Raw genomic sequence first — 26434 nt, 5'->3', positions numbered from 1 at the left:
CCCGCATTCAGGCGGAGGCCAGCGGAAACCGCAGGTCCCACGTCACCCCGTCCTCCGGGAAGGCCAGCTCCACCGCGCCGCCCACCGCGCTCGCCACCGCCCATTCGATCACGTCGCGCCCAAAGCCCCGGCGGCTGCTCGGCCGCACCCGCGGCCCGCCCGACTCCCGCCAGGACACGACGCATTCCGTCGCCGTCCTCTCCCAGGCCAGCCGCACGCGCCCGCCGGGCACGGACAGCGCTCCGTACTTCGCCGCATTCGTCGCCAGCTCGTGCAGCGCCATGCCGATATGCAGCACCGCCGCGTTCTCCAATGGCACCGGGGGGCCGGCCAGCTCGATCTGCTCGTCGCGGAAGGGCGCCAGCTGCGAGCGCGCCACCTCGTCCAGCGTGGCGCGCTGCGCGCCCTCGCGCATTAGCAGCTGCTGCGCCTGGGCCATGGACCTCAGGCGCTCGTCGAAGCGCTCGGCCAGCTCCTCGACAGTGGCCGCGCCCTTGGCCGTCTGCCGCAGCACGGCATGCACGACCGCGAGCAGGTTGCCCACCCGGTGCGTCACCTCGTTATGGAGGAAGCGGATGCGCGCCTCGCTCGCCTTCTGCGCCGTGATGTCCACCGCGCCGCCGATCAGCCCCGGGGCCTCGCGCAGCGGCTCGACGATCACGTCGAACCACCGCTCGCCCGCCTGCACCTCCGCGCGCGCCGGCTGGCCGCTCTCGAGCACGCCGCGCTTCAGGGCCAGGACCTGCGAGCGCGGCGGCTCGGGCAGGATCTCGGCGTCGGCGCGGCCGATGACATCGCCGGCGGGACGGCCGAGCTCGCCCTTGCTGATCCAGGTGAAGACGAGATTCTCGTCCTGCGTGAAGACCGTGACGCCGGAGGCCGCCAGCGCCGTCTCGAAGCGGCGGTTCACGGCGGCGAGGCTTTCGGTCCGCTCGGCCACGCGCCGCTCCAGCGTGGCCGCGAGCTCCGTCAGCTCGGCCTCGCGGCGCTCCAGGGCCCGGACCAGCGTGTTGCGCTCGGCGACCTGGCGCTCCAGCGCGGCATTGGCCTCGCGCAGGGCGGAGGGCGAGGGCAGGGCCGTCAGCCTGGGCAGCAGCGGCCAGAGGAGGATGGCCGTGACCAGCGAGACGCCGGCCGTGGCTGCCTTCACCGAACCCTCCAGCCAGTAATAGGGCTGCCAGAGCGTCAGGATGGAGAGCACATGGGTCGTGCCGCAGAACAGGATGAACGCGGCGAAGAGCCAGACGAGCCAGCCGAACTCGATGTCGGGGCGGCGGCGCAGGAAGGCGACCATGGCGATGGGGATGGAGAAGTAGGACAGCGCGATCAGCAGGTCGGAGACCGTGTGGAGCCAGATCAGCCCCGGCTCCCACAGCAGGCAGAAGCCGTGCGGCGTCAGCTCCGACGGCTCGAACAGGCTGCGAATCAGGTGTCCCATGGCTCCCCCGGCGACTCGCTGTTCGTCTGGACCATAGACCAGCGGTCGGGCGCGCCGAGGGTCAATCCGTCAGTCGGCGGCGCCCAGCACGACCGAGACGTTCTGCCCGCCGAAGCCGAAGGAGTTGGAGATCGCGGCGCGAAACCGGTGCGGCCGCGCGACAGGGATCGTGTCGAGGCCGAGCCCCTCGTCCACGTCGTCCTGGTTGATGGTGGGCGGCAGCACCTGGTGCCGCAGCGCCAGGAGGCAGATGGCGGCCTCGATGGCGCCGGCGGCGGAGAGCGTGTGGCCGATCATCGACTTGGTGGAGCTGATGGGCGGCGGGGTCTCCCCAAACAGCATCCGGACGGCCTGCGCCTCCATCTTGTCGTTCTCGGGCGTGGAGGTGCCGTGGGCGTTGATGTAGCCGATCTCGGCCGGCGTCAGCCCGGCATCGTCCAGGGCGCGCTGCATGCAGCGGACGATCGCGGCGCCGTCGGGCGTGGAGCGGGTGCGGTGGAAGGTGTCGGCCGCCTCGCCCGCGCCCAGCACATAGCCGAGGATGGTGGCGCCGCGCGCGCGGGCGTGCTCCTCCGTCTCCAGGATCAGCGCCCCGGCGCCGTCGCCCATGACGAAGCCGTCGCGGCTCAGCGTGAAGGGTCGCGACGCGGCCTCGGGCGGGTCGTTGCGGGTGGACAGGGCCTGGAGCAGGCCGAAGCGGATCAGCGTTTCCGGCTGCAGGCTGGCGTCGGCGCCGGCGGCGATGGCCTTGGGCGTCTCGCCGCGGCGGATCGCCTCGATCGCGAGTTGGATGGCCGAGCCACCGGAGGCGCAGGCGGTGGTGACCACCTGGGGCACGCCGGTCGTGCCGAAGCGCTCGGCGAGCCGGGTGGACGCGCCGCCGAAGAGGAACTCCTCGTAGAGCGGCGCCGCGGCCGGCGCCTTCTCCATCAGCTCGGGATAGGTGGCGGCGCGGAAGGCCAGCCGCTGCGGCCATTCGATCTCGACCGGCGGCATGCCGATGGCCAGCGGCCCGCCGAAGGGCGCCGCCAGGCCGGATTGCGCCAGCGCCTCGGCGATGGCGAGCTGGCCCAGCCGCTCGACGCGTGCGGCGGTCGTGAAGTTGCGGCCGGCGTCCTCGGGGAAATCCACGCAGCCGGCGATGGTGGCGCGCATGCCGGTCGTGTCGAAACGCGTGATGTGCCGGATGCCGGAGGTGCCCGCGGTCAGCGCGGCCCAGTTCGTCCCGGTGCCGAAGCCCAGCGCGGTGACGAGGCCGATGCCGGTGACGGCGATCCTCATGAGGGGGTCTCCAGCAGCGCCACGGCCTCGCCGCGCCACTGGCCGGTGCCGGTGACCAGCACCTGCGGCGCGCCGGCGGCCACGGCAAGGGCGCCAAGGGCGAGGCCGGCCGGGAAGGCGGCCTCGACGGAATGGCCGATCAGGTCGGCCGAGAAGAGGGCCGGCGCGGCGCCGAGGGCCGCCAGCTCGTCGCGCGTCGGTGCCGCGGCGCCCGTCGCGGTCGAGATCACGAGGCAGCCCGGCCGCCGCTCCGGCACGCCCGCCAGCAGCGACGCCAGCCGCGCGGGCCGCGTTTGCGCGCCGCCCTGGTCGGTCGCGATGTGGGAGAGGATCGCGAGCGGCGCGGCGGCCGTCGCCAGCGGCTCCAGCGTCAGGAAGGCGGCGGCGCTGCCGAAGGCGATGCCCTGCCGCTCCGGCAGAGGCGCCCACGGGCCCTGATGCATCGCGCCGCCCATGGCATAGAGCAGCAGCTGGTCCCACCGCTCGGCCACGAAGGCGCCGCCCACGAGGCCGAGATCCGAGCTGCCGGCCGCGATGCGCGCGGCGAGGATCCGCACCGCCTCGGCGCCGGCGATCTCCTCGCCCAGCAGGGTGCGCGAGGAGCCGGCCACGTTGTGGGTGATGGAGATGGAGCCGGCGAGCAGGTTGGAGAGCTGCGCCAGGAAGAGCGTCGGCCGCAGCCCGTCCATCAGCATCCGGTGGCGGGCCGCCTCCTCCGGGCGCAGGGCCAGGATCTGCTCGTCCAGCGCGGTGTCGCGCTCGCCGCCGCCGGCGGCGACGATGAGGTCCATCCCGGCCACGCGGTCGCGCAGCCCCGCATCGTCGATGGCGAGCCCCGCCGCATACACGCCGAGGCGCTGCCAGGTCTCCATCTGCCGGAACTCGCGGCGGGGAATGGCCTTGTCGAAGGGCAGGGGCGCCAGCGGGTGCACGGGGTAGGGCGCGAAGCGCGCCTCCTCCAGCACGGGCGCGACGCCCTTCAGCAGGGCCGCATGCGCGTCGCGGCCCTCCCCTTGGGACGAGGCGAGGCCCAGGCCGGTGATGGCGACGGGACGCCTCACGCCGCGAGGCCGATCGCGGCGGCCCGGGCGCGCACGCCCGCCTCCAGTTCGGGGCTGGGGAAGGCCATGGTGCGGAGCGTCAGCTCCGCCTCGGCGACGCGGGTGTCCCCCTCGGCCAGCGTGCCCTTCAGCACCGCATAGCCCGAGCCGTCATGCACCAGCTCGGCCGTCACGGTCAGGGCGGCGCCCGGCTTCACCATGCCGCGCAGCTTGGCCTCGCCCACCTTGGCGAGCAGCGCCATGCGGGTGAAGCCGCTGCGGGCCAGCATCAGCCAGCCGCAGGCCTGCGCCATGGTCTCGACCATCAGCACCCCGGGCATGAGGGGAAATCCGGGGAAATGGCCCTCGAAGACCGGGCTCGCCTCGGGAACATGCGCATCGGCGGTCAGCCGGGCCTCCTCCCAGGAGGTGACCCGGTCGATCATCTCGAAATATTCCAGGCGCAAGGGTCGGGCCTGCCAATTCTCAGCTTTGCTTCGCGGCCACGAGTTCCTCGATCCGCTCGGCGAGGGGGCCCATGACGAAGAACTGCTCGGCCGGGGCCTTGCCGCTGTTCACCTGCTCGGTCCAGGCCTCGACCGGCACCTTGATGCCAAAGCGCTTGTCGATCTCGAAAACGATGTCGAGGAAATCCAGGCTGTCGATGCCCAGGTCGTTGATGACGTGAGCCTCGGGCGTGATCTTGGCGCGGTCGACATTCGCCGTCTCCGAGATGATGTCGGCGATGGTCTCGAAGGTCTGGTCAGGCGCGGCCGGGCTCATGGCGGCGGACTCCGGGTGGCGAGGGGAGGGCAAGGCGGGGTGGCAGGGTTTGGCGCGGATGGGCGCGGCTGTCCAGACGGGCCCTTCCCAGGGGGGAAGCCAGTCCCGCTCCGGCTGGTCGAGGTGGTCCGGCCGATGCCGCGAACATCTGCCTGCAAAGCGCACAGCCCTCTTGGGCCGGCTGACGCGGAATCGGGCGTGGGGACCCGCATGGCGCGACCGGAGCGCCGGATCGTCCTTGCCGTTCCGGGGCGTGTGGGCAAGTCTTACGCCGAACCACAGCCGGAACGCCGCATGCGCCGCCGTAGCCTCGCCCTCAGCCTTCTCGCCCTCGCGCCGAAGGGCGCCGGCGCGCAGACCGTCACGCGCGACGTCCGGCTGATCGTCCCCTTCGCCCCGGGCGGCACGGTGGACGCCCTCGGCCGCATGGTCGCCGATGCGCTGGGCCAGCGGCTCGGCGGGCGCAACGTGATCGTCGAGAACCGTTCGGGCGGGGGCACCTTCATCGCCATGCAGGCCGTCGCGACCGCGCCTCCCGATGGACACACGCTGGCCCTTTCCGCGACGGCCCTGCTCGCCACGGGGCCGGTCATGCCCGGCTTCGTCATGCCCGTGGACACCGACCAGGCGCTGGCGCCGGTGACGAGCATGATCCGCGTTCCGATGGTCCTGGTCGCCCGGCCGGACGCGCCCTACCGGACCCTGCCCGAGCTCATCGCCTATGGGCGCGCGCATCCGGGCCGGCTCAACATCGGCAATTCCGGCCTGGGCGGGCAGACCCATCTGCTCGCTGCCCGGCTTGCCCACGAGGCGGGCATGGTCGTGGAGCAGGTCCAGTACCGCGGCGGCACCCCCGCGCTGCTCGACATCCTCGCGGGCAATGCGGACATCTATTTCTCCCTACTGCCGGAATCGATGCCCTTCATCCGCGACAACCGGCTGCGCGCCATCGCCTTCGCCTCGCCGGAGCGCTACCCCGCTTTGCCGGACGTGCCGCTGCTGCGCGAGACGCTGCCGGGCTTCACGGGCGATGTCGGCTACGGAATGGTGGTGGCCGCAGCCACGCCGCCCGAATGGATCGCCTTCTGGAACACCCAGCTGAACGGGGTGATGAACGACCCCGCCTTCCGCCGCCGGCTGGAGGAGCGCTTCCTGGTGCCGATGAACGGAACGCCCGGGGCCTATCGCGACGAGATCGTGACCGACCGGCGGATCTGGGGCGAGGTGATCCGCGCCGCGAACATCCGCGCCGGGAGCTAGGTCCTGGGCGCGGCCGGCTGGACCTCCGGGTCCTGTCCCTCCCCGGCATGCGACAGCGGCCGCGCGACATCCTCGAGCGACCGCCCCTCCGCCGCGAAGCCCAGCTTCCACTCGGTCCCGGCGGCCAGAAGCATGAGCGCCGCGCCCAGCAGATAGCCCCACATGATGTCGGTCCTCTGGCCGCCCTCGATCAGCCAGCCGAAGAGCGCCGGCCCCGCCACGCCGCCCACCAGCGTGCCCAGGGCGTAGAACAGGGCGATGCCCATGGCGCGCATCTCCAGCGGGAAGCTCTCGCCCACCGTCAGATAGGCCGCCGAGGCCGCGGCCGAGGCGAAGAAGAAGATCACCGTCCAGGCGGCCGTCTGCTCCCAGGCGGAAAGCCAGCCCTGCGCGAAGGCGAAGCCGGTCAGCGCCATCAGGACGCCGGCTATGCCATAGGTCGCCGTGATCATGATTCGCCGGCCGATGCTGTCGAAGAAGTGCCCCAGCGTCAGCGGCCCGGCGAGGTTCCCCAGCGCGAAGGGCAGCATGAACCAGCCGATGCTCTGGGCCGAGATGCCGTAGAACTTCGTCAGCACCAGCGCATAGGTGAAGAAGACCGCGTTGTAGCAGAAGGCCTGGCAGGCCATGAGCACGACGCCGAGCGTCGCCCGCCGCGGATAGGTGCGGAACAGCGTCGTGGCCACCTCGCCCAGGCTGGTGTGGCTGCGCGGATTGATCGCGATGGGCGCGCCCTCGACCGCGGGCAGGGTCCGGCCCGTGTCGCGCTCCACCCATTCCTCGATCTCGCCGACAATCCGCTCCGCCTCCTCCTTGCGGCCATGGGTCATGAGCCAACGCGGGCTCTCCGGAATCCAGCGCCGCAGGAAGAGCACGATGAGCGAGAGCGAGCCGCCGATGCCGAAGGCCAGCCGCCAGCCGATCTCCGGGTCGATCACCGCCGGGTCGAGCAGGACGACCGAGGAGAGCGCGCCGATCGCCGCTCCGCCCCAGAAGGTGCCGTTCACCGCGAGGTCCGTCGTGCCGCGCCGCCGGGCGGGGATGAGCTCCTGGATCGCCGAGTTCACCGCCGAATACTCGCCGCCGATGCCCGCGCCCGTGAGGAAGCGGAAGAAGGCGAAGGACCAGAAGTCCCAGGAGAAGCCGGTCGCGATGGTGGCCGTCAGATAGACCAGCACGGTCAGGGTGAAGAGCTTCTTCCGCCCCAGGCGGTCGGCCAGCCAGCCGAAGAGCAGCGCGCCGAGCACCGCGCCCAGCAGATAGGCCGAGGCGGTGAGGCCGACCTGGGTTTCAGTCAGCCGCAGGCTCGGCGAATTGTGGATCGCACCGGCGAGCGAGCCGACCAGCGTCACCTCCAGCCCGTCCAGCACCCAGGTGACGCCAAGGGCGACCACCACGAGCCAATGGAAGCGGCCCCAGGGAAGCCGGTCGAGGCGGTGCGGGATGCGGGTGGTGAAGGTGGCGGACATGCTTCGCAGAGAAGCGGCGGAGGCCGCGAAGGTTGCCTGTTACGTGGCCGGCCGGCTTCGCAGGACAGCCCGGCCGCGGGGCGAGAGGCGGTAGCCCACGGCCAAGCTCTCGGTGAGGCCGAGTTCCTTCAGCCGGCGGATCCGTCCCTTGAGCCTGTCGCGATCGATCTCCAGGGCCTCGGCGATCTCCCGCGCGGCGACGCCCTCGCGCGTAGCGATGAGGTGGAGCGTCCGCAGCGTCCAGGGCGCGGTGGCATCCATCCGCGACAGCTTGTCGGTGATGCGGGCCAGCTCGTCCTCGCCGGGCTCCGCCTGCTGCCGAAGGGCGGCGCGCGGGTCGGGGCCGGCCAGGCGGAAGGCGGTGCGGTAGAGCGGCGCCGTGCGCTGGGTCTCCAGGTTCCGCATCAGGGCGGCCAGGTTGGCGAAGCCGGCGCGCCGGGCCTCGGCCTCGCTGGCCGCCTCGACGCGGTCGACGCTCTCGATGGCCAGGATGCCCGCGGCCGTGCGCAGGGTGCCGCCGGCCCTGACGGTCGGCCGCGACCAGCGGCGGAAGGCGAGGGTGACGGTTCCGGTCCGGATGCCTTCCAGCGTCGCGGCCCGGAACAGCATGATCAGAACCGCTCTGGCCGGTACGGCGCCGGATCCACGAAGGGCTTTTCGCCGGTCATCATCTCCGCGACCAGCCGGCCCGTGGTCGGCCCGAGGGTCAGGCCCTGGTGCCCATGCCCGAAGGCGCACCAGACGCTCGCATGTTTCGGCAACGGCCCGATGACGGGCAGCATGTCCGGCATGCAGGGCCGCACGCCCAGCCAGGGCTTGTCCTCCACCCGGTCGGCCAAGGGGAGTAGCTTCCGCGCCACGGGCTCGGCCCGGTCGAGCTGGATGGGGGTCGCCGCCGCGTCGGTGCCGGCAAACTCCGCGCCGGTGGTAAGGCGCACGCCGGCCCGCATGGGCATCAGCGCGAAGCCGGCATCGGTGTCGATGATCGGGCGGTTCAGCACCGCATTGCCCTGCATGCCGTAATGGTAGTGGTAGCCGCGCTTGCCGAAGATCGGCGGCGCATAGCCCAGCGGCTGCGTCACCTTCGGCGCCCAGGCGCCGAGCGCCACGACCGCCCGTGCGGCCTCGACCGGGCCGTCCTGGGCCTGGATCTTCCAGCCGGAGCCGGCGGAAGCGAGCGTCGTGGCATCGCCGGTCATGAAGCTGCCGCCCGCTTCCAGGAAGCGCCGGAAATAGGCGAGGGTGAGGGCGTGCGGGTCGCTGACCGAAAGCGGGTCCGTCCAGTGGAGGGCGCCGGCCCGCTCCACGAGCAGATGCGGCTCGGCCGCGGCCAGCGCCTTGCTATCGAGGATCGAGAAATTCACGTCGTGCTCGCGCTTGCCGATCTCGGCGGCGGCGGCGGCGGCTTCGAGCGCGGCCGGATCGCGGAAGAGGCGCATGAAGCCGATGGGCCGCAACAGCGCCATCGCCTCCGTGTCGCGGGCCAGCGCGAGGTGCTCGTCCAGGCAGGTGCGGATCAGCGCGGACCAGGCCAGCACCACCTGCGCGTAGCGGGCCGGCTCGGAATGCCACCAGTAGCGCAGCAGCGGCGAGGCGTAGCTGGGCAGCGCGAGGGGGTGGTAGGAGACGTCGACCGCGTTGTTGCGCGCGATCCGCAGCAATTCGGAGAAGGAGCGGGGGAAGGCGTGCGGATAGACCGCCTCGCGCTGGATCAGCCCGCCATTGCCGAAGGAGGCGCCCTCGCCGGGGCCCTGACGGTCCACCAGCACCACGTCGCAGCCGCGCCGCCGCAGGTGCAGCGCCACGGAGACGCCGACCATCCCCGCCCCGAGCACTACCACCGAATCCGCCATCAAACCCTTCCCGGCCTTGTCGCGTGACATCCGACGGTTGTTTCCCTGGGCTGGCAAGGCCACATCGGGAGCGAACCGAATTCAGAAGAGGGAAATCCGATGACCGAACGTGCCGTGCTCGCCGGTGGCTGCTTCTGGGGCATGCAGGATCTGATCCGCCGCATGGACGGCGTGGTCTCCACGCGCGTCGGCTATTCGGGCGGCGACGTCCCGAACGCGACCTACCGCAACCACGGAACCCATGCCGAGGCGATCGAGATCGTCTTCGACCCGGCGCGGATCAGCTACCGGCGGCTGCTCGAGTTCTTCTTCCAGATCCATGACCCGACGACGCGCAACCGCCAGGGCAACGATGTCGGCCTGAGCTACCGCTCGGCCATCTACTACACGAGTGAGGAGCAGAGTCGCGTCGCCCTGGACACCATCGCCGATGTCGAGGCCTCGGGCCTCTGGCCGGGCAAGGTGGTGACCGAGGTCGCGCCGGTGGGCCCTTTCTGGGAGGCGGAACCGGAGCACCAGGACTATCTGGAGCGGATCCCCAACGGCTACACCTGCCACTTCATCCGGCCGAACTGGAAGCTGCCGGTGCGCGCCAGCGCCGCGGAGTAGGGCGAGGCGGCCACGCCCGCAGCGCGCCATCCGTCATGGGCGGGCGCGCCGGCTCGGGGGCGCGCCAAGCAAAGTGGTGCGGCTGAGCGGAGCGATGCCGAACCCGCGCGATGGGTTGGCGGGCGGCATCGCGCCAAGCAAAGTGGTGCGGGCGGTCGGAATCGAACCGACACTCCTTGCGGAACCGGATTTTGAGTCCGGCGCGTCTACCAGTTCCACCACGCCCGCAGCGCCGCCGCGATAGCACGCCCCGCGCCATCTTCGCAATTTGCCCCGGGGCGGGACAGCAGGGCGGCGTCCGCCTCAGGGGCAATCCTGTTACAATTCACGACGCACCGAAACCGACGCCGATTGTAACATGCCACGCATGGAACCCACCCCTCACATCCTGGTCCTCGACGACGACCGGGAGATCCGCGAGCTCCTCGGGCGCTTCCTGGAGAAGCAGGGCCTGCGCGTCACCCTGGCCCGCGACGCGCGCGAGGCCCGGCGCGTCTGGCCGCTCGCGCGCTACAGCCTGGTCGTGCTCGACCTCATGCTCCCCGGCGAATCCGGCCTCGACGTCGCGCGCTGGCTGCGCAGCCAGTCCAACGTGCCCATCGTCATGCTGACCGCCATGGGGGAGGAGACCGACCGCATCGTGGGCCTGGAGCTCGGCGCCGACGACTACATGGCCAAGCCCTTCAACCCGCGCGAGCTGCTGGCCCGCATCCGCGCCGTGCTGCGGCGCGCCCAGGGCGGCGGCGACGCCAATGGCCATGGCGAGGAGGCCGGCGGCACGCTCACCTTCGCCGGCTGGATCCTCGAGGCCTCGCGCCGGCGGCTGCTCAACCCGCAGGGCGCCGAGGTGCCGCTCACGGGCGGCGAATACGAGCTGCTGACGACCCTGCTGGAGCGTCCCAACCGCGTCCTGACCCGCGACATGCTCATGGACCTGCTGCACAACCGCCAGCCGGGCCCCTTCGACCGGGCAATCGACGTGGCCGTCTCGCGGCTGCGCCGCAAGCTGGAGGATGACGGGCGCAACCCCTCGGTTATCAAGACGGTCCGCGGCGGCGGCTACGTGCTCTCGGCCAACGTCGAGCGCGCCTGAGTGGCGGCCGGACTGCTCCGCCGCTTCTGGCCCGCGAGCCTCGCCGGCCGCACCGCGCTCGTGCTCATCCTCGGCCTCATGGCGGTGCAGGCGCTTGGCCTCACCATCCACGCCTTCGACCGCGTGGAGCTGCAGCGGGCCTCGGAGGCGCGCGAGAACTCGGTGCGGGCCTTCAACCTCTGGCGCGCGCTGGTGATCTCGCCGCCCGACCGGCGGGCGGCCATCCTCGGCGAGGCCGAGCTCCCCAACACCCTGGCCGCCTCCTATGATGCCCAGGCGACCACGCCCTCGGGCCTGCGGCCCATCCCGCTGCAGATCGCGCGCCTCTTCCGTATCGAGGGCCCCGGCCCCAACGCGCTGCCGGCGCCGCCGCGCCGGTTCCGGCCCGCGGAGGTCCGCACGGGCGAGATCGGCCCCGACAGCTTCGCCATCTCCATGCGCTTCCCGGACCAGGGCTGGCTGAACCTCACCTTTCGCCATCCGCATCCGCGGCCCTGGCATTCCGACACCTTCCTGATCGCCTTCATCGCCATGTCGGTGACGGCGGCGCTGCTGATCCTCTGGGGCGTGCGCCGGCTGACGCGGCCCGTGGCCGACCTCGCCGCCGCCGCCACCCGGCTGGGGCGCGACGTGAACGCGCCGGCGCTGCCTGAATCCGGGCCGGCCGAGATCGCCACCGCGGCGGCCGCTTTCAACACCATGGCGGCCAACATCCGCCGCTTCGTCGCCGACCGCACGCAGATGCTGGCCGCCATCAGCCATGACCTGCGCACGCCGATCACGCGCCTGCGGCTGCGCGCCGAGTTCCTCGAGGATGAGGAGCAACGCGCCAAGATGCTGGCGGACCTGGCCGAGATGGAGGCGATGATCGCCTCGACGCTGGCCTTCGCCCGCGACGATGCGGCCAACGAGCCGGCGGCCTCGGTGGATATCGCGAGCCTCGCGCGCACTGTGCTGGACGAGGCGGCCGACGCGAACCCCGAGCACGCCGCCGGCATCGCCTTCGACGGGCCCGAGCACCTGGTGATGCGCGTCCGGCCGGTGGCGCTGAAGCGGGCGCTCTCCAACCTCGTGGGCAATGCGCTGAAATACGGCGATGCCGCCCGGCTGGCCCTGGAGCGGCGGGGCGAGAGCGTGGTCATGCTGCTGGACGATGCGGGCCCGGGCATCCCGGAGGCCATGCAGGAGAAGGTCTTCCAGCCCTTCCAGCGCCTCGAGGACAGCCGGAACCGCGAGACCGGGGGCACCGGCCTCGGCCTCACCATCGCCCGCAGCATCCTGCGCGCGCATGGCGGCGAGGTGAGCTTGCACAACCGCCGCGAGGGCGGGCTGAGGGTGGCGATCCGGCTGCCCGGGTGATAACCGGAAGCCTGGCGTCTCCGGAGCACCCCATGGCCCTCAAGGCTGGCATCATCCCCGTGACCCCTTTCCAGCAGAACTGCACGCTGGTCTGGGACGACGCGACCCTGGAGGCCACGGTCATCGATCCCGGCGGCGACGTGGACCAGATCCTGGCCCAGCTCGAGAAGCAGGGGCTGAAGCTGGTGCAGATCCTGCTGACGCATGGCCATATCGACCACGCCGGCGGGGCGGACGAGCTGCGCGAGCGGACCGGCGTCGCGGTGATCGGGCCGCATGTCGCCGACAAGATCCTGGTCGACCATCTGGAGAACCAGGGCCGCGCCTATGGCCTCGACGGTGCGCGCAACCTCGTGCCCGACCGCTGGCTGGACGAGGGCGAGACGGTGATGATCGGCGGCGCGGAATTCGCCATCTACCATTGCCCCGGCCATTCCCCCGGCAGCCTCGTCTATGTGAGCACAAGGCTGAGGGTCGCCTTCGTGGGCGACGTGCTGTTCCAGGGCTCCATCGGCCGCACCGACTTTCCCTATGGCGACCACGCCGCGCTGATATCCGCGATCAAGACGAAGCTCCTGCCGCTCGGCGACGAGATCGGCTTCGTCTGCGGCCACGGCCCGAGCTCGGATTTCGGCACGGAGCGGCGGACCAACCCGTTCCTCAACGAATAGAATGGGCCCCAACGAATAGGATGGGCTTCGGCCGCGCCTTCGGACGGGGCTCTGGCGGACGCCGTGCTAGGCTGGCTGGCGATGATCCCCGTCACCGCGGCCGTTGAGCCCCGACTCCTGACTTCAGCGGTGCTGGCCGTGGCGCTCTTTGCGGCATTGCCGCTCTGGTTCCTGTCGATCCACCAGAACAGCGCGCGCCGGTAGCCTTGCCGGCCGCCGCGCCGGCACGCCATTCTGACCCGGAGCAATCCTGGGGAGCCTGGCATGGCGGAGTTCGATCTGGTGGTCCGCGGCGGCGAGGTCGCGACCGGCTTCGGCACCACGCGCTACGACATCGGCGTGAAGAGCGGGCGCATCGTGGCGCTGGCCGAGACGCTGGAGACCTCCGGCGCATCCGTCGATGCCCATGGCCTGCTCGTCCTCCCGGGCGGCGTGGACACGCATTGCCACATCGAGGAGGCGCAGCCCAAGGGCGTCGCCGAGGAAAGCTTCGTCACCGCCAGCCGCTCGGCCTTCGCCGGCGGCACCACCTCGGTCGTCTGCTTCATCCCGCAATGGAAGGGCGGCGGCGTGCTGGAGCGCCACGCCGATGCCGAGGCGCGGGCGCGGAAGGGAATGCTCGACTACAGCTTCCACCAGATCATCGCCGACCCGACCGACGAGGTGATGGAGAAGGAGATCCCGCAGCTCGTCGCCAAGGGCATCCGCAGCCTCAAGGTGTTTCTCACCTATGACGCGGTGCACCTGTCGGACGCGCAGTATCTCAAGGTGCTGACCACGGCGCGCAGGCTCGGCTGCCTCGTCACCGTCCATTGCGAGAATTACGACGCGATCAACTGGCGCACCCAGAAGCTGCTGGAGGCGGGGATGACCGCGCCGAAGTACCACGCCTGGTCGCGCCCGCCCGTCGTGGAGCGTGAGGCCACGCACCGCGCCATCGCGCTAGCCGAGTTCGTGGATCAGCCCATCCAGGTCTTCCATGTCAGCTGCGCCGAGGCGGCCGAGGAGATCGCCCGCGCCCAGGCGCGCGGCGTGAAGGTCTGGGGGGAGACCTGCCCGCAATATATCACGCTGACCGCCGACGACATGGACCGGCCGGGCTTCGAGGGCGCCAAGTTCATGTGCAGCCCGTCGCCGCGCGGTGCCGACGAGCACGCCCGCATCTGGGACATGATCCGGCGCGGCGTGCTGGACGTGGTCTCGTCGGACCACTGCGCCTTCAGCTTCGGGGGCGACAAGGGCAAGGCGCAGAATGGCCGCGACGCGGTGTTCCGCGACATCCCGAACGGCATCCCCGGCCTCGCCGCGCGGCTGCCGCTCCTGTTCAGCGAGGGCGTCTCCAAGGGGCGCATCACGCTGGACGATTTCGTGCGGCTGACCTCGACCAACCCGGCGCGGCTGATGGGTCTGGCGCCGCGCAAGGGCAGCATCGCCGTCGGCGCCGATGCCGATCTCGCGATCTGGGATCCGAAGGCGAAGAAGACGCTGACCAACGCGCTCATGCAGCACGTGGCGGACTACACGCCCTATGAGGGGATGGAGGTCACGGGATGGCCGGTGATGACCATCCGCCGCGGCGAGGTCGTGATGCGCGACGGGGTGGTGCAGGCGGAGGAGGGGACGGCGCAGTTCCTGCCGCGCGGGCCCTATTCGTTCATCGCGCCGCGCGGCGTGCTGGCGAACGACTTCGTGGGTTCGTGAGAGGGCTCTGCCCTCTCACACTCTCCCGCCAGGGCTTTTGGCCCTGGACCCTAGAACTATCGGGGTGCAGGGCATAAAGCCCTGCCGGGGGTTGGCCGCGAAGCGGAGACAACGAGGGGCAGAGCCCCTCAATTCTTCCAGATTTTCGCGCGCAGCGGCCACAGCACCGCCACCACCGTCATCCCCCACAGCACGATCGACACCGGCGACGCCGCCAGTTCCATCACGCTCCCATCCGACAGCGCCAGCGCGCGCCGCAGATTGTCCTCCAGCATCCGCCCCAGCACGAAGCCCAGCACGATCGGCACCAGCGGGATATCCAGCTTCCGGAACAGCCAGCCCATGATCCCGAAGCCGATCGCCATCAGCAGGTCGAAGGCGGAGTTGCTCACCGCGTAGACGCCGCCGAAGCTGAGCGCGAGCACGCCCGGATAGAGCACCCAGGCCGGCACGGACAGCAGCCGCGCGAAGACGCCGACCAGCGGCAGGTTCAGCAGCAGCAGCATCGCATTGCCGATATACATCGAGGCGATGAGGCCCCAGGCCACGTCCGGCCGCTGCGTGAAGAGCAGGGGGCCGGGCGTGATGTTGTACATCAGCAGGGCGCCCAGCAGCACCGCGGTGGTGCCCGAGCCGGGGATGCCCAGCGAGAGCATCGGCACGAGATTGCCGATCTGCGCCGCGTTGTCGGCGGTCTCCGGCGCCGCCACGCCGCGCAGGTCGCCCTTGCCGAAGGTGTCTTTGCTCTCGTGCAGCCGCTTCTCGGCCGTATAGGAAAGGGCCGAGGCCACCGAGGCGCCCGCGCCCGGCAGCACGCCGATGACGAAGCCGATGCCCGTCGCGCGCAGCATGGCCGGCAGGCAGAAGAGGATCTCGCGGAGGGACAGCCGCTTCCCGCCGCCGAGCTTCGCCGCCTCGGTCCGGAGGCTCGTCTCGATCAGCAGCAGGATCTCGCCGATGGCGAAGAGGCCGACCGCCAGCACCGTGAAGTCGACCCCGCCCAGCAGCTCCAGCGAGCCCGCGGTGAAGCGCTCCACCCCCGTGCCGGAATCCACGCCGATGAGTGCCAACAGGATGCCGAGGCATCCCGCCGCCCAGGCCTTGGGCGCGGAGGCCCCGCCGACCGCGCCGAGCAGCGAGAGCGCGAAGGCGATCAGCGCCACGTAGTCGGCCGGCGAGAACGCCACCGCCACCCGCGCCAGCGGCACGGAGAGGAAGCTCATCAGGATGACGGAGAGCGTCGCACCCACGAAGCTGCCGATGCCCGAGATGGCCAATGCCGCACCGCCGCGGCCCTGCCGGGCCAGGGGATGGCCGTCCAGCGTCGTCAGCACGGCCGAGGGCTCGCCCGGCATGTTCAGCAGGATGGCCGTGATGCGCCCGCCATAGCCCGAGCCGTAGTAGACGGCGGCCAGCAGGATCAGCGCGCTTTCGGGCGGCAGCCGCAGGGCGAGGCAGAAGGGCAACAGCAGCGCGATGGCATTGAGCGGCCCGATCCCCGGCAGCACGCCGATCGCGGTCCCGATGACGCAGCCGAGGAAGGCCAGGGCCAGGTTCGTCGGCACCAGCGCCACCGCGAAGCCGCCGCCCAGTGCGGCGAAGGTGTCCATCATGCGCCGAGGAAGCCTCGGATCGGCCCCTGGGGCAGCGGCAGGTCCAGCAGCTTGTCGAAGAGCGCCCAGAGCGCGAGGCCCGTGACCGCGCCGGTCGCCAGCGCCGGCCACGGTCCTGCGCCGAAGAGCAGCGCCACGCCGAGCGCCAGGGCCGTCGTCGCGAGGATGAAGCCCAGCGTCTCCAGCAGCAGCGCATAGGCGACCATCGCGAGGACGAGCAGGAACGGGGCCGCGCGCCGCTCGGGCCAGGCGAAGGCCGGCCCGCGCTCCAGCAGGATGAGCGCGCCGCAGATGGCCAGGATCACGGCGACGGCGTAGGGGAAGCCCTTGGGCCCCAGCGGATCGGCCGCGAAGGGGACGATCAGCGACTGCGCGGACCAGAAGACCAGGGCCGCCAGGATGATCAGCAGGAGGCCGAGGATCCGGTCCGCGGAAACAATGCTGGTGCCTCGCGCGCCTTCGGCGCTGCCGGCACTCATTGGCTGACGAGGCCCACGTCCCGCGCGAGTTGCCGGAACTCCGCCGTTCTGCGCTTGGCCAGCTCCGTGAATTCGGCGCCCACCATGTTGAACTCGAAGAGCCCCTGCGCCGAGCGCTGCGCCGGCCAGTCCGGATGCGCCGTCAGCCGGCGGAGGGCGTCCACCCAGAAGTCGTAGGCGGTGTCGGGCATCTGCGGCGGGCCGTAAAAGCCGCGCACGATGGGCCACTCCACCTGGAAGCCCTGCTCCCTGGCCGTCGGCACCGAGGCCAGCGCGCCTGGCAGCCGCTCGGCCGCGAGCACGGCCAGCAGCCGGATCTCGCCCGCCTCGAACTGGCCGCGCGCCTCGGAGGCATCGGCCGGGGCCATCTGGATATGGCCGCCGAGCAGCGCCGCCAGCGCCTGGCCCCCGCCCTCGAAGGGCACGTAGCGCATGCGGCGCGGATCGACGCCCGCCGCGCGCGCCACCAGCGCGGCCTTGGTCCAGTCCTGGCTGCCGACCGCGCCGCCGGCGCCCATCGGCACGCCGGCCGAATCCGCCTTCAGCGCGTTCACGAGATCGGCCAGCGTCTGGAAGCGGCTGTCCTTCTTCACCGCGATGACGCCGTAATCGGCGCCGATCGCTCCGATCCAGCGCACGTCGTTCTCGCCGAAACGGCCGAAGCGCCCGGTGGCCATATTGACCCAAGAGCCGGTGGAGACGGCCACGATCACGTTAGGATCGGCGCGGCGCTGCGCGTTGATGTGATTGATCGCGACCGCCCCGATCCCGCCCGGCATGTTCTGCGTCCGGATCGACGAGCCCACGATCCCCGTCTGGTTCAGCATGCGCGCGGTGAGGCGGCAGGAGATGTCGAAGCCGCCGCCCGGCGCGGCGCCAGCGATGCATTCCGGATTCTGCGGCGTGAAGCCTTGCGCCTGCGCTGCGACGGGAAGAAGGGTGGAGGCGGCGAGAATCGTGCGGCGTTGCATGGCGTTTCGTCCTGTTATTGGGCGACATCGCGCAGAGCCTGCTGCCCAAGCCCGCGGCATTCCGCCCTCCCTTTGCCTCCGCACAGCGTGCCACGGCCGTAACGTTGTGTGGAAGGGGCGAGCACGCGGTTGACGCAGGGCAGGGGGCGCGTGACCATCCGCGCGACAGGGGTTGAGGATCGGCTTTGGGCGCGGAGATCATCTTCACGGACGGCGCGGTGTTCCGCGGGCTTGCCGGCGGCATGGCCGAGGCCATGGCGGTCGGTGGCGGCAAGGTTCTGGCCGTCGGAACGAAGCCGGAAGTCGAGGCGCTGGCCGGCCCCGGCACGAAGCGGGTGGAGCTGGGCGGCCGCCTCGCGATCCCTGCCTTCAACGAGGCGCATATGCACCTGCTGCCCTTCGGACTGGGGCTGTCGATGGTGAACCTCCGCGCCGAGGAGGTCCGCTCGCTCGACGAGGCGCTGAAGCGGCTGGGCGAAGCGGCCAGATCGCGCCCCAGGGGCGAATGGGTGCTGGGCCGCGGCTACGACCACGGCGCGCTCGACATCGGCCGCCACCCGACCGTCTCGGAACTGGACGCGGCGGTGCCGGACCATCCGGTCTTCATCGTGCGGACCTGCGGCCACATGGGCGTGGCCAATACGGCGGCGCTGCGCGCGGCCGGCATCGGCCACAACACGCCGGACCCCGAGGGCGGCGTGATCGAGCGCAGGGGCGGCGCGCTGACGGGCCTCATCCAGGAACGGGCGATGAGCCTGATCAAGGCCGCCATGCCCTCGCCGACCGAGGACTTCATGGTGGACGCCATCGAGGCCGCCGGGCGCCGGCTGGCCTCGCTCGGCTTCGCCTCCGCCACCGACATGAATGTCGGCATGACCGCCAACCTCGCGGAGGTCGCAGCCTATGAGCGCGCCGTGCGCGAGGGACGCTGCCTGCAGCGCATGTGGCAGGTGCTCGCCGCCAATCCCGAGGGCATCGCCGATGCGGCCTGGGAGGCCGGGCTGCGCCCCTGGCAGCCGGGCGGCGACCTCGACGCGATGCTGCGCTGGGGCGCGGCGAAGGTCTTCGCCGACGGCAGCGCGGGCGGGCTGACGGCGGCCTTCTTCGATCCCTATCTGGCCAGCGCCGGCGGAGGCACCGGCGTCTTCACCTTTCCGACCGACACCATCCACGCCCTGCTGAAGACGTATCACGACCAGGGCTGGCAGCTCGACATCCACGCCATCGGCGATGCCGCGATCGAGCAGGTGCTGACCGGCATGGAGGAGGCCGGCGCCACGCCCGGGCGCCGCCACCGCATCGAGCATTGCGGCTTCGTGACCCGCGACCAGCGCCGCCGCATGCTGGCCCGCGGCATCCTGCCCGTGCCGCAGCCCGTCTTCATGTACGAGTTCGGCGACCTCTACCTGAAGAACCTCGGGCGGCCGCGCACCGAGCACGCCTATCCCATGCGGACCTGGCTGGAGGAGGGGCACCATCCCGCCGCCTCCTCGGATTCGCCGGTCTCCACGGTGGATCCCTTCGCGAACCTCTTCACCATGGTCACCCGCCGGACCAACCAGGGCACGGTCCTCGGCGCGGAGGAGCGGCTCTCCATCCAGCAGGCGCTGCATTGCTACACCTGGTGCGGGGCCTACTCGACCTTCGCCGAATCCGCGCGCGGCACGCTGGAGCCGGGGATGGACGCCGACATCGCGATCCTCTCGCAGGACATCACGGAGGTCGCGCCGGAGGAGTACCTGAAGACCGAGGTCGATCTCACCCTGCGCGGCGGCACGGCGATCTTCGACCGGCACGGGATCCTGGCCTGATGCTCCGCCACGCGGTCCAGCGCATCGGGCTGGCGATCCCGGTGCTCTTCGGCGTGCTGCTGATCGGCTTCCTGCTCATGCAGGTCGTGCCGACGGACCCCGCGACGGTGCGCGCCGGCCCGCAGGCCACGGCCGAGGTCATCGCGGAGATCCGCGCCGAGCTCGGCCTGGACGCGCCGATCTACGTGCAGTTCGGCAAGTACCTCTGGCGGCTGGCCCAGGGCGACCTCGGCGTCTCCATCATCAACAACGTCGCCGTCACGGAGGAGCTGGGGAACACCATCGGCCCGACACTGGAGCTGATGGTCAGCGCGCTCTTCTGGTCCATCCCGCTCGGTATCTTCCTCGGCACGATCGCGGCCTATTGGCGCGGCTCGCTGCTGGACAAGGCGATCATGGCCGTCAGCGTCGCCGGCGTCTCCGTGCCGGTCTTCTTCCTGGGCCTCGTGCTGATCTGGTTCGTCGGCTTCCAGTGGCAGCTGCTGCCCTTCACCGGGCGCGGCGGCCCGCTCTGGAGCATGGACGGAATCCTCGCGATCATCCTGCCGGCGGTGACGCTGGGCGGCGTCTTCATCGGCCCAGTGGCGCGCATGACGCGCACCGCCGTGGTGGACACGCTCTCCGCCGAGCACGTCCGCACCGCGAGGGCCAAGGGGCTGCCCGAGCGGCTGGTCGTCCTGCGCCACGCGCTGCGCAACGCGCTCATCCCCGTGATCACGCTGATCGGACTGCAGATCGGCTTCCTGCTCGGCGGCGCCGTGGTGACGGAGACCATCTTCTCCTGGCCGGGCGTGGGCCGGCTCGCCGTCGGCGCGATCCTCTCCGCCGACTTCCCCATGGCGCAGGGCACCATCATCGTGCTGAGCCTCGGCTTCATCCTGGTGAATCTGGCCGTGGACCTGCTCTATGCAGTGCTCGACCCGCGGGTGCGGCAGGCATGAGCGCCGCCGCCATTCCCGCCATGGACAAGGCGCCGCGCCGCCCGACCGTGCTCCGCATGCTGATGCGCGACACCGGCGGCGCCATCAGCCTCTTCGTCGTGATCCTGATCCTGCTACTGGCCCTTTTCGCGCCCTGGCTCTCGCCGCGCGATCCCTACGAGACCGACCTCCTCGCCATCATGCAGCCGCCGGACGGCCAATACTGGCTCGGCACGGACGGGCAGGGGCGCGACATCCTCGCCCGCATGCTCTACGGCCTGCAGGTGACGCTCTTCATGGGCCTCGCCTCGCTGGTCGTGGGCGGCACGATCGGCGCGCTGGTCGGCTTCCTCGCCGCCTTCTACCGCCGGGTGGACGGGCTGCTGATGCGCCTCATGGACATCATGCTGAGCTTCCCGGCCATCCTCTTCGGCCTGGCGCTGGCCGCCATCTTCGGCCCGGGCCTGACCTCGGTGATCATCGCGCTGTCCATCGCCACCGTGCCGCTGATGGCGCGCATCGTGCGCAGCTCGGCCCTCGTGGTGATGGGCCTGGACTACATCGAGGCCGCCCGCGCCACGGGCATGAGCGACACGCGGCTGATCCTGCGGCACCTGGCGCCCAACTGCCTCTCGGCCATCTTCGTCTTCTCGACGCTGCGGCTCGGGCAGGTGATCCTGCTCGGCTCGGCGCTGTCCTTCCTGGGCCTCGGCGCGCAGCCGCCGGTGGCCGAGCTGGGCGCCATGGCGGCGCAGGGCCGCAGCTTCCTCTTCATCGCCCCGCATATCAGCGTGATTCCCTCGGTCGGAATCTTCGTGATCGTGCTGGCCTTCAACCTGCTGGGGGATGCGCTGCGCGACGCGCTCGACCCGCGGCTCCGCATCTGAACGGGAGAGACCTCGAAAATGATCAAGACATGGCGACGCGCGACCCTCGGCGGATTGGCCGCCCTCGGGCTTGCGATCACTGCGCCCCTTTTTGAGGCTGGGGCCCAGACCCAGCCGCGCAACCAGATCACCTTCATGCGCGAGATCGACAGCGACCGCTACGATCCGCACCGCTCCACCGCCCTGGCCGGCGGCGAGATCATCCAGATGCTCTCCGACACGCTGGTGAGCATGGATTTCGACATGCGCACCATCCGCCCCGGCCTCGCCGAGCGCTGGGAGGTGAGCCCGGACGGCAAGACCTACACCTTCCACCTGCGCACCAACGTCACCTTCTGCGACGGCAAGCCCTTCACCGCCGAGGACGTGGTCTACAGCATCAACCGCTGGATCGGCCGCACCACGCCCCGCGTCGTCTCGCCCGTCGCCTGGCGCGCAGGGCCGGTGAAGGAGATCCGCGCCACCGGCCCGCACACGGTCGAGTATGAGCTGAACGAGCCCTTCGGCGAGCTCCTGCCGCAGCTCAGCCAGTATTTCGGCGTGATGGTCGACCGCGCGACCGTCGAGCGCCTCGGCGACAATTTCGGCGTGCAGGGCTTCAACGGCACCGGCCCCTATTGCTGGGGCAACTGGACGCCGCGCAGCGAATTCGTGATGACGCGCCATCCCACCTATCGCTGGGGCCCGCCCGTCCTGCAGAACCAGGGGCCGGCGCATGTCGAGCGCATCGTCTGGCGCGTGATCCCCGAGGCGGCCGCGCGCGTGGCGGCACTGCAGGCCGGCCAGGCCGACATCACGCAGTTCATCCCGGAAGCCTTCTGGGACACGATGCGCCGCGTGCCGACCATCCGCAGCAGCACCCAGCCCAACTACTTCTGGGACGTCTTCCTGGGCTTCAAGGTCGACAAGCCCGTGGTCAGCGATCCCGTCATCCGCCGCGCCGCCCATATGGCGGTGGACCGCGTGGGCCTGACACGGGCGGTCTGGTCCGGCCACGCGCTGCCGGCGCGCAACATCATCAACCCGAACGCGCTCGACTATGACGCGCAGTCGGACGCGATGGTACCGAACCACGATCCGGCCGCAGCCCGCCGCATGCTGGACGAGGCCGGCTGGCGCATGGGCTCCGACGGCGTCCGCGTGAAGGACGGCCAGCGCGCCAGCTTCCTGATGTACGGCATCACCAACCTCACCAACCAGCGCTCGGCCGAGATCATCCAGCAGGGCCTGCGCCAGGTCGGCATCGAGATGCGGGTGCAGATGTTCGACGCGACGGTGGCCTGGGGCCGGCTCGCGACGCAGGAGTTCGACGCCTATATCCTGAGCTACCCCTATATCTCCGCGACGGACGCGATGTCGCTCTACTGGCATAGCCGCAACCGGCCCTCGCCGAACCGCATGAACTGGAACGACCCCGAGACCGACGCCTGGCTGGAAGAGGCCCGCCGCGGCACCGATCCGGCCCGCCGCGCCGAGGTGACGGCGCTGATCCAGCGGCGCCTGGCCGAGCAGGCGCCCTGGCTCACCCTGGCGCGCACGCAGCTGACGGTCTTCTCGACCCAGCGCGTGGACGGCGTGCGGGCGCATGGCCTCTACGGCATCGGCGTCTATCGCGGGCTCGACCTCCGGGTGGTGCGCTGACCATGGCCGTCACGCTCATCAAGGGCGCCGACCTCGTCGTCGCCTGGGACGCCTCCGAGAAGCGCCACGCCTATATGCCCGGTGGCGACGTCGCCTTCGAGGACGGGGTGATCCGCTTCGTCGGGCGCGGCTACGAGGGCGTGGCGGACGAGGTCATCTCGGGCAGCGGGCTCATGGTCATGCCGGGGCTCGTGAACATCCACTCGCACCCGAGCAGCGAGCCGATGAACAAGGGGCTGATCGACGAGATCGGCAGCCCCGGCCTCTACAATTCGTCGCTCTACGAATACATGCCGATCTTCCGCACGGATGCCGAGGCCGTGCCGGATTGCGTGCGCGTGGCGCTCTCCGAGCTGCTGCTGAGCGGCGTGACGACCCTGGCCGACCTCTCCATGGCGCATCCGGGCTGGCTCGACCTGCTGGCCGATTCCGGCATGCGCGTCTGCATCGCCCCGATGTTCAAGTCGGCGCGGTGGTTCACCCGCAACGGCCATGTCGTCGAATACGAATGGGACGAGGCCGCGGGCGTGAAGGCGATGGAGGAGGCCTTCACCCTTATTCAGCGCGCGGAGCAGCACCCCTCGGGCCGGCTCTTCGGCATGGCCTGCCCGGCGCAGATCGACACCTGCACGCCAGAGCTCCTGCGCGACAGCCGCGCCGAGGCCAAGGCGCGCGGCATCTCCTGGCAGATCCACGCGGCGCAATCCGTGGTGGAGTTCCATGAGATCACGCGCCGCCACGGCTTCACGCCGATCCAGTGGCTGCACGAGATGGGCCTGCTCGACGAGCGTGCCATCATCGGCCACGGCATCTTCCTGGATGACCATTCCAGCACGCCCTGGCACACCAGGAGCGACCTCTCGATCCTGGCCGAGACCGGCACGACGGTCGCGCATTGCCCGACAGTCTTCGCCCGCCGCGGCATCACGCTGCGCGACTTCGGCCGCTATCGCCGCACCGGCGTGAACATGGGCGTGGGCACCGACACCTACCCGCACAACATGGTCGACGAGCTGCGCCTCGTCGCCTATCTGGCGCGGACCCAGGCGAACGACCCGCGCACCACGACGACCTCCGAGATCTTCGACGCCGCCACCATCGGCGGCGCCCGCGCTCTTGGCCGTGACGACATCGGGCGGCTCGCGCCCGGCTGCCGCGCCGACTTCGTGCTGGTGGACGCCACGCATCCCCGCATGCAGCCGAACCACGATCCCGTGCGCGCGCTGATCTACGCCGCCGGCGACCGCGCCATCCGCGACGTCTATGTGGACGGCCTCAAGGTGGTCGGCGATGGCCAGGTGCTGACGATGGACTTCAAGCAGGCGGCGCTGAACCTCTCCGAGGCGCAGAAGCGCGTCGTGGCCAAGGTGCCGCAGCAGGACTGGGCCCATCGCACCGCCGACAAGATCGCGGTCCCGACCTTCAAGTGGCTGTGATGGCGCCGGCCGGTCGCATCGCGGCGTCCGAAGGCCTGTTGCAGCCGGCCGGCGCCGAGCCCCTGCTGCGCGTCGAGGGGCTGCGGACCGTTTTCCGCACCTCCGGCGGCGACGTCACCGCGGTCGACGGCGTATCGATCGAGGTGGAGCGCGGCAAGACCCTCGGCATCGTGGGCGAGAGCGGGTGCGGGAAATCCGTGCTCTCGCTCTCCATCATGCGGCTGGTCGCGCATCCGGGGCGGATCGCCTCGGGGCGCGTGCTGCTGGAGGGGACCGACCTCGCCGGCCTCTCGAACGACGCGATGCGCCAGGTGCGCGGCCGCGACATCGGCATGATCTTCCAGGAGCCGATGACCTCGCTCAACCCGGTCCATACGGTCGGCTTCCAGATCACCGAGGGCATCAAGGTCCACGAGCCCAGGGCCTCCCGTGCCGAGCTGCGCGAGCGCGGCATCGCGGCGCTCAAGCGGGTGCGCATCCCCTCGCCGGAGCGGCGCTTCGACGAGTATCCGCACCAGCTCTCCGGCGGCATGCGGCAGCGCGTGATGATCGCGATGGCGCTGGCCTGCTCGCCGCGCCTGCTCATCGCCGACGAGCCCACGACCGCGCTCGACGTGACCGTCCAGGCCCAGATCCTGGACCTGCTGCGCGATCTCCAGGCGGAGACGGGGATGTCCATCATCCTCATCACCCACGACCTCGGCGTGGTCGCTGAGATGGCCGACGACGTGGCCGTCATGTATGCCGGCCGCGTCGTGGAGCGCAGCTCCGCCCGCGCGCTCTTCGAGGATCCGCAGCACCCCTACACGCTCGGCCTCCTGGGCAGCATCCCGCGGCTGGACGAGGACCGCGAGCGGCTGCTCGCCATCCAGGGCACGGTGCCGCCGCCCTTCGCGCTGCCCCCCGGCTGCCGCTTCAACCCGCGCTGCCCCTTCGCGATCGACGCATGCCGCGCCGAGGTGCCGCTGCTGCGCGAGATCGTCTCCGGCCACGCGGCCGCCTGCCTCCGGGCGCCCGTGGAAGAGAGCGTGGCGGCATGAGCGACACGCTGCTCGAGGTCGAGAACCTCGCCAAGCACTATCCCATCCGCCAGGGCGTGATCCGCGCGAAGCAGATCGGCCTGGTGCGCGCCGTCGACGGCGTCTCCTTCACGGTGAAGCGCGGCGAGACGCTGGCGCTGGTGGGCGAGAGCGGCTGCGGCAAGTCCACCACGGCGCGCCTCGTGCTGCGGCTCATCGAGCCGAGCACGGGCCGCGTCGGCTTCGAGGGGACGGACATCACCCAGCTGAGCGGCGCCGCGTTGAAGGCCTTCCGGCGCCGCGCGCAGATCGTCTTCCAGGACCCCTATGCCTCGCTGAACCCGCGGCTGACGGTGGGCCAGACCATTGTCGAGCCCATGGAGGTCCACGAGATCGGCGACGCCGCCTCGCGCAAGGCCCGGGTGGAGGAGCTGCTGCAGCTGGTCGGACTGGCGCCCTACCACGCGCAGCGCTACGCGCATGAGTTCTCGGGCGGCCAGCGCCAGCGCATCGGCATCGCCCGCGCGCTCTCCGTCGGGCCGGACCTCGTGGTTTGCGACGAGCCGGTCTCCGCGCTCGACGTCTCCATCCAGGCGCAGGTGGTGAACCTGCTGCGCGACCTGCAGCAGCGGCTCGGCCTGTCCTATCTCTTCATCGCGCATGACCTCGCGGTGGTGAAGCACGTCGCCGACCGGATTGCCGTGATGTATCTCGGCCGCATCGTGGAGATCGCGGAGAAGCGCGCGCTCTTCGAGAATCCGCGCCACCCCTATACGCGCGCGCTGCTGGCCGCGATCCCGCATCCCGACCCGTCGCGGCGCGGCCGCGTGCAGCCGCTCGGCGGCGACCTGCCGAGCCCGCTCAACCCGCCCTCCGGCTGCCGCTTCCACACGCGCTGCCCCTATGCCCAGCAAATCTGCAAGGAGAAGGACCCGCCGCTGGCGGACGGGGTTGCGTGCCATTTCGCGGGCCAGCTGCCGCCCGCCGGCCTCGACTTCTCGGGCGGGCTCACGGAGAAGGCCGCGCAGCGCATGGCGCTCTATGCCGCGGCGGCGGAAACCCGCCCGGGGTGATTCCCAGGCCGGGCGGCGGCGGCTAAC

General features: G+C 71.0%; 25 protein-coding genes and 1 tRNA gene. 14 read left to right on the top strand and 12 right to left on the bottom strand.

The features are described 5' to 3' along the window. Positions 1-7 precede the first annotated feature (7 nt). From EJV46_RS04485 to EJV46_RS04465, 5 genes are all read right to left on the bottom strand, one after another. Positions 8-1438 (bottom strand): sensor histidine kinase, encoded by a 1431-nt coding sequence (locus tag EJV46_RS04485; RefSeq protein ID WP_131547380.1) that lies wholly within the window; start codon positions 1436-1438, stop codon positions 8-10. A gap of 69 nt (positions 1439-1507) precedes the next feature. Then, entirely contained in the window at positions 1508-2719 is a 1212-nt protein-coding gene (locus EJV46_RS04480) for a beta-ketoacyl synthase N-terminal-like domain-containing protein (RefSeq protein ID WP_131547379.1), read from the bottom strand. Continuing rightward, positions 2716-3780: a beta-ketoacyl-ACP synthase gene (locus EJV46_RS04475; RefSeq protein WP_131547378.1), complete on the bottom strand. Its 1065-nt coding sequence runs from the start codon at positions 3778-3780 to the stop codon at positions 2716-2718. Before EJV46_RS04475 ends, EJV46_RS04480 begins: the two co-directional genes overlap by 4 nt. Then, complete coding sequence (locus EJV46_RS04470; RefSeq protein ID WP_131547377.1) at positions 3777-4226, bottom strand: 3-hydroxyacyl-ACP dehydratase FabZ family protein; 450 nt, start codon at positions 4224-4226, stop codon at positions 3777-3779. Before EJV46_RS04470 ends, EJV46_RS04475 begins: the two co-directional genes overlap by 4 nt. Positions 4227-4245: 19 nt before the next feature. Next, positions 4246-4542: an acyl carrier protein gene (locus EJV46_RS04465; RefSeq protein ID WP_131547376.1), complete on the bottom strand. Its 297-nt coding sequence runs from the start codon at positions 4540-4542 to the stop codon at positions 4246-4248. Between the two features lie 294 nt (positions 4543-4836). Between EJV46_RS04465 and EJV46_RS04460 the strand changes: the two genes are divergently transcribed. Further along, positions 4837-5802 carry a tripartite tricarboxylate transporter substrate binding protein gene (locus EJV46_RS04460; protein WP_165585335.1) on the top strand — a complete coding sequence of 322 codons (966 nt, stop codon included), beginning with the start codon at positions 4837-4839 and terminating at the stop codon, positions 5800-5802. On the opposite strand, the gene EJV46_RS04455 is transcribed toward EJV46_RS04460, so the two are convergent. Genes EJV46_RS04455 through EJV46_RS04445 form a run of 3 tightly spaced genes read right to left on the bottom strand, consistent with a single transcriptional unit; the run spans position 5799 to position 9154 of the window. Then, entirely contained in the window at positions 5799-7271 is a 1473-nt protein-coding gene (locus EJV46_RS04455; RefSeq protein WP_131547374.1) for an MFS transporter, read from the bottom strand. The genes EJV46_RS04460 and EJV46_RS04455 overlap by 4 nt on opposite strands. A 39-nt stretch (positions 7272-7310) precedes the next feature. Further along, a complete protein-coding gene (locus EJV46_RS04450; protein ID WP_131547373.1) occupies positions 7311-7880 on the bottom strand; it encodes a hypothetical protein in 570 nt (189 codons plus the stop codon). 2 nt (positions 7881-7882) lie between these two features. Then, positions 7883-9154, bottom strand: coding sequence for an FAD-binding oxidoreductase (locus EJV46_RS04445; protein ID WP_240782397.1), 1272 nt, complete (start codon positions 9152-9154; stop codon positions 7883-7885). Between the two features lie 69 nt (positions 9155-9223). Here EJV46_RS04445 and msrA point away from each other — a divergent pair, with 69 nt between their 5' ends. Then, the gene (gene msrA, locus EJV46_RS04440; protein ID WP_131547372.1) at positions 9224-9733 is read left to right on the top strand and encodes a peptide-methionine (S)-S-oxide reductase MsrA; all 510 of its coding nucleotides are present in this window, start codon (positions 9224-9226) and stop codon (positions 9731-9733) included. 143 nt (positions 9734-9876) lie between these two features. Here the strand turns inward: msrA and EJV46_RS04435 are convergent. After that, a tRNA-Leu gene (locus tag EJV46_RS04435) sits at positions 9877-9961 on the bottom strand. A gap of 139 nt (positions 9962-10100) precedes the next feature. On the opposite strand from EJV46_RS04435, the gene EJV46_RS04430 reads away from it, so the two are divergent. The 5 genes from EJV46_RS04430 to hydA all read left to right on the top strand — a co-directional run bounded on the left by EJV46_RS04430 (position 10101) and on the right by hydA (position 14557). After that, positions 10101-10826: a response regulator gene (locus tag EJV46_RS04430; protein ID WP_131547371.1), complete on the top strand. Its 726-nt coding sequence runs from the start codon at positions 10101-10103 to the stop codon at positions 10824-10826. After that, positions 10827-12185 (top strand): ATP-binding protein, encoded by a 1359-nt coding sequence (locus EJV46_RS04425; RefSeq protein ID WP_240782396.1) that lies wholly within the window; start codon positions 10827-10829, stop codon positions 12183-12185. Between the two features lie 32 nt (positions 12186-12217). After that, positions 12218-12856, top strand: a complete 639-nt coding sequence (locus EJV46_RS04420; RefSeq protein WP_131547370.1) for an MBL fold metallo-hydrolase — start codon at positions 12218-12220, stop codon at positions 12854-12856. 81 nt (positions 12857-12937) lie between these two features. After that, entirely contained in the window at positions 12938-13060 is a 123-nt protein-coding gene (locus tag EJV46_RS23395; protein ID WP_255465952.1) for a hypothetical protein, read from the top strand. Positions 13061-13120: 60 nt separating this feature from the next. Continuing rightward, positions 13121-14557 carry a dihydropyrimidinase gene (gene hydA / locus EJV46_RS04415; RefSeq protein WP_131547369.1) on the top strand — a complete coding sequence of 479 codons (1437 nt, stop codon included), beginning with the start codon at positions 13121-13123 and terminating at the stop codon, positions 14555-14557. Positions 14558-14685: 128 nt separating this feature from the next. Here hydA and EJV46_RS04410 read toward each other — a convergent pair whose 3' ends face one another. The 3 genes from EJV46_RS04410 to EJV46_RS04400 are packed head-to-tail and all read right to left on the bottom strand — an operon-like array spanning position 14686 to position 17620. Next, positions 14686-16170, bottom strand: coding sequence for a tripartite tricarboxylate transporter permease (locus tag EJV46_RS04410; RefSeq protein WP_240782395.1), 1485 nt, complete (start codon positions 16168-16170; stop codon positions 14686-14688). Beyond that, positions 16167-16649, bottom strand: coding sequence for a tripartite tricarboxylate transporter TctB family protein (locus EJV46_RS04405; RefSeq protein ID WP_131547368.1), 483 nt, complete (start codon positions 16647-16649; stop codon positions 16167-16169). Before EJV46_RS04405 ends, EJV46_RS04410 begins: the two co-directional genes overlap by 4 nt. Continuing rightward, positions 16646-17620 (bottom strand): tripartite tricarboxylate transporter substrate binding protein, encoded by a 975-nt coding sequence (locus EJV46_RS04400; RefSeq protein ID WP_131547367.1) that lies wholly within the window; start codon positions 17618-17620, stop codon positions 16646-16648. Before EJV46_RS04400 ends, EJV46_RS04405 begins: the two co-directional genes overlap by 4 nt. Before the next feature lie 185 nt (positions 17621-17805). Between EJV46_RS04400 and EJV46_RS04395 the strand changes: the two genes are divergently transcribed. Genes EJV46_RS04395 through EJV46_RS04365 form a run of 7 tightly spaced genes read left to right on the top strand, consistent with a single transcriptional unit; the run spans position 17806 to position 26407 of the window. After that, entirely contained in the window at positions 17806-19431 is a 1626-nt protein-coding gene (locus EJV46_RS04395) for an amidohydrolase (protein WP_131547366.1), read from the top strand. Next, positions 19431-20372, top strand: coding sequence for an ABC transporter permease (locus EJV46_RS04390; RefSeq protein ID WP_131547365.1), 942 nt, complete (start codon positions 19431-19433; stop codon positions 20370-20372). Before EJV46_RS04395 ends, EJV46_RS04390 begins: the two co-directional genes overlap by 1 nt. Next, positions 20369-21238, top strand: coding sequence for an ABC transporter permease (locus EJV46_RS04385; protein ID WP_131547364.1), 870 nt, complete (start codon positions 20369-20371; stop codon positions 21236-21238). The genes EJV46_RS04390 and EJV46_RS04385 overlap by 4 nt, the downstream gene beginning before the upstream one ends. An 18-nt stretch (positions 21239-21256) precedes the next feature. Then, positions 21257-22879, top strand: a complete 1623-nt coding sequence (locus tag EJV46_RS04380) for an ABC transporter substrate-binding protein (protein WP_131547363.1) — start codon at positions 21257-21259, stop codon at positions 22877-22879. Positions 22880-22881: 2 nt separating this feature from the next. Continuing rightward, complete coding sequence (locus EJV46_RS04375) at positions 22882-24315, top strand: amidohydrolase family protein (RefSeq protein WP_131547362.1); 1434 nt, start codon at positions 22882-22884, stop codon at positions 24313-24315. Continuing rightward, complete coding sequence (locus EJV46_RS04370) at positions 24315-25355, top strand: ABC transporter ATP-binding protein (protein ID WP_131547361.1); 1041 nt, start codon at positions 24315-24317, stop codon at positions 25353-25355. The genes EJV46_RS04375 and EJV46_RS04370 overlap by 1 nt, the downstream gene beginning before the upstream one ends. Further along, complete coding sequence (locus EJV46_RS04365) at positions 25352-26407, top strand: ABC transporter ATP-binding protein (protein WP_131547360.1); 1056 nt, start codon at positions 25352-25354, stop codon at positions 26405-26407. The genes EJV46_RS04370 and EJV46_RS04365 overlap by 4 nt, the downstream gene beginning before the upstream one ends. Positions 26408-26434: the final 27 nt, after the last annotated feature.

The organism is Roseococcus sp. SYP-B2431 (genome assembly GCF_004336745.1).
GTDB lineage: Bacteria > Pseudomonadota > Alphaproteobacteria > Acetobacterales > Acetobacteraceae > Roseococcus.
The sequence above is the reverse complement of the archived record's forward strand: the minus strand, read 5'-3'. Positions and strand labels throughout refer to the sequence as shown.

Excerpts from the sequence above, each read along its gene's own strand:
- EJV46_RS04430 (WP_131547371.1), top strand. The coding sequence starts at position 10,101 with ATGGAACCCACCCCTCACATCCTGGTCCTCGACGACGACCGGGAGATC.
- EJV46_RS04450 (WP_131547373.1), bottom strand. The coding sequence starts at position 7,880 with ATGCTGTTCCGGGCCGCGACGCTGGAAGGCATCCGGACCGGAACCGTC.
- EJV46_RS04400 (WP_131547367.1), bottom strand. The coding sequence starts at position 17,620 with ATGCAACGCCGCACGATTCTCGCCGCCTCCACCCTTCTTCCCGTCGCA.
- EJV46_RS04370 (WP_131547361.1), top strand. The coding sequence starts at position 24,315 with ATGGCGCCGGCCGGTCGCATCGCGGCGTCCGAAGGCCTGTTGCAGCCG.
- hydA (WP_131547369.1), top strand. The coding sequence starts at position 13,121 with ATGGCGGAGTTCGATCTGGTGGTCCGCGGCGGCGAGGTCGCGACCGGC.
- EJV46_RS04385 (WP_131547364.1), top strand. The coding sequence starts at position 20,369 with ATGAGCGCCGCCGCCATTCCCGCCATGGACAAGGCGCCGCGCCGCCCG.
- EJV46_RS04465 (WP_131547376.1), bottom strand. The coding sequence starts at position 4,542 with ATGAGCCCGGCCGCGCCTGACCAGACCTTCGAGACCATCGCCGACATC.
- EJV46_RS04480 (WP_131547379.1), bottom strand. The coding sequence starts at position 2,719 with ATGAGGATCGCCGTCACCGGCATCGGCCTCGTCACCGCGCTGGGCTTC.
- EJV46_RS23395 (WP_255465952.1), top strand. The coding sequence starts at position 12,938 with ATGATCCCCGTCACCGCGGCCGTTGAGCCCCGACTCCTGACTTCAGCG.
- EJV46_RS04390 (WP_131547365.1), top strand. The coding sequence starts at position 19,431 with ATGCTCCGCCACGCGGTCCAGCGCATCGGGCTGGCGATCCCGGTGCTC.
- EJV46_RS04380 (WP_131547363.1), top strand. The coding sequence starts at position 21,257 with ATGATCAAGACATGGCGACGCGCGACCCTCGGCGGATTGGCCGCCCTC.
- EJV46_RS04410 (WP_240782395.1), bottom strand. The coding sequence starts at position 16,170 with ATGATGGACACCTTCGCCGCACTGGGCGGCGGCTTCGCGGTGGCGCTG.
- EJV46_RS04405 (WP_131547368.1), bottom strand. The coding sequence starts at position 16,649 with ATGAGTGCCGGCAGCGCCGAAGGCGCGCGAGGCACCAGCATTGTTTCC.
- EJV46_RS04455 (WP_131547374.1), bottom strand. The coding sequence starts at position 7,271 with ATGTCCGCCACCTTCACCACCCGCATCCCGCACCGCCTCGACCGGCTT.
- EJV46_RS04485 (WP_131547380.1), bottom strand. The coding sequence starts at position 1,438 with ATGGGACACCTGATTCGCAGCCTGTTCGAGCCGTCGGAGCTGACGCCG.
- msrA (WP_131547372.1), top strand. The coding sequence starts at position 9,224 with ATGACCGAACGTGCCGTGCTCGCCGGTGGCTGCTTCTGGGGCATGCAG.
- EJV46_RS04420 (WP_131547370.1), top strand. The coding sequence starts at position 12,218 with ATGGCCCTCAAGGCTGGCATCATCCCCGTGACCCCTTTCCAGCAGAAC.
- EJV46_RS04445 (WP_240782397.1), bottom strand. The coding sequence starts at position 9,154 with ATGTCACGCGACAAGGCCGGGAAGGGTTTGATGGCGGATTCGGTGGTA.
- EJV46_RS04460 (WP_165585335.1), top strand. The coding sequence starts at position 4,837 with ATGCGCCGCCGTAGCCTCGCCCTCAGCCTTCTCGCCCTCGCGCCGAAG.
- EJV46_RS04375 (WP_131547362.1), top strand. The coding sequence starts at position 22,882 with ATGGCCGTCACGCTCATCAAGGGCGCCGACCTCGTCGTCGCCTGGGAC.
- EJV46_RS04365 (WP_131547360.1), top strand. The coding sequence starts at position 25,352 with ATGAGCGACACGCTGCTCGAGGTCGAGAACCTCGCCAAGCACTATCCC.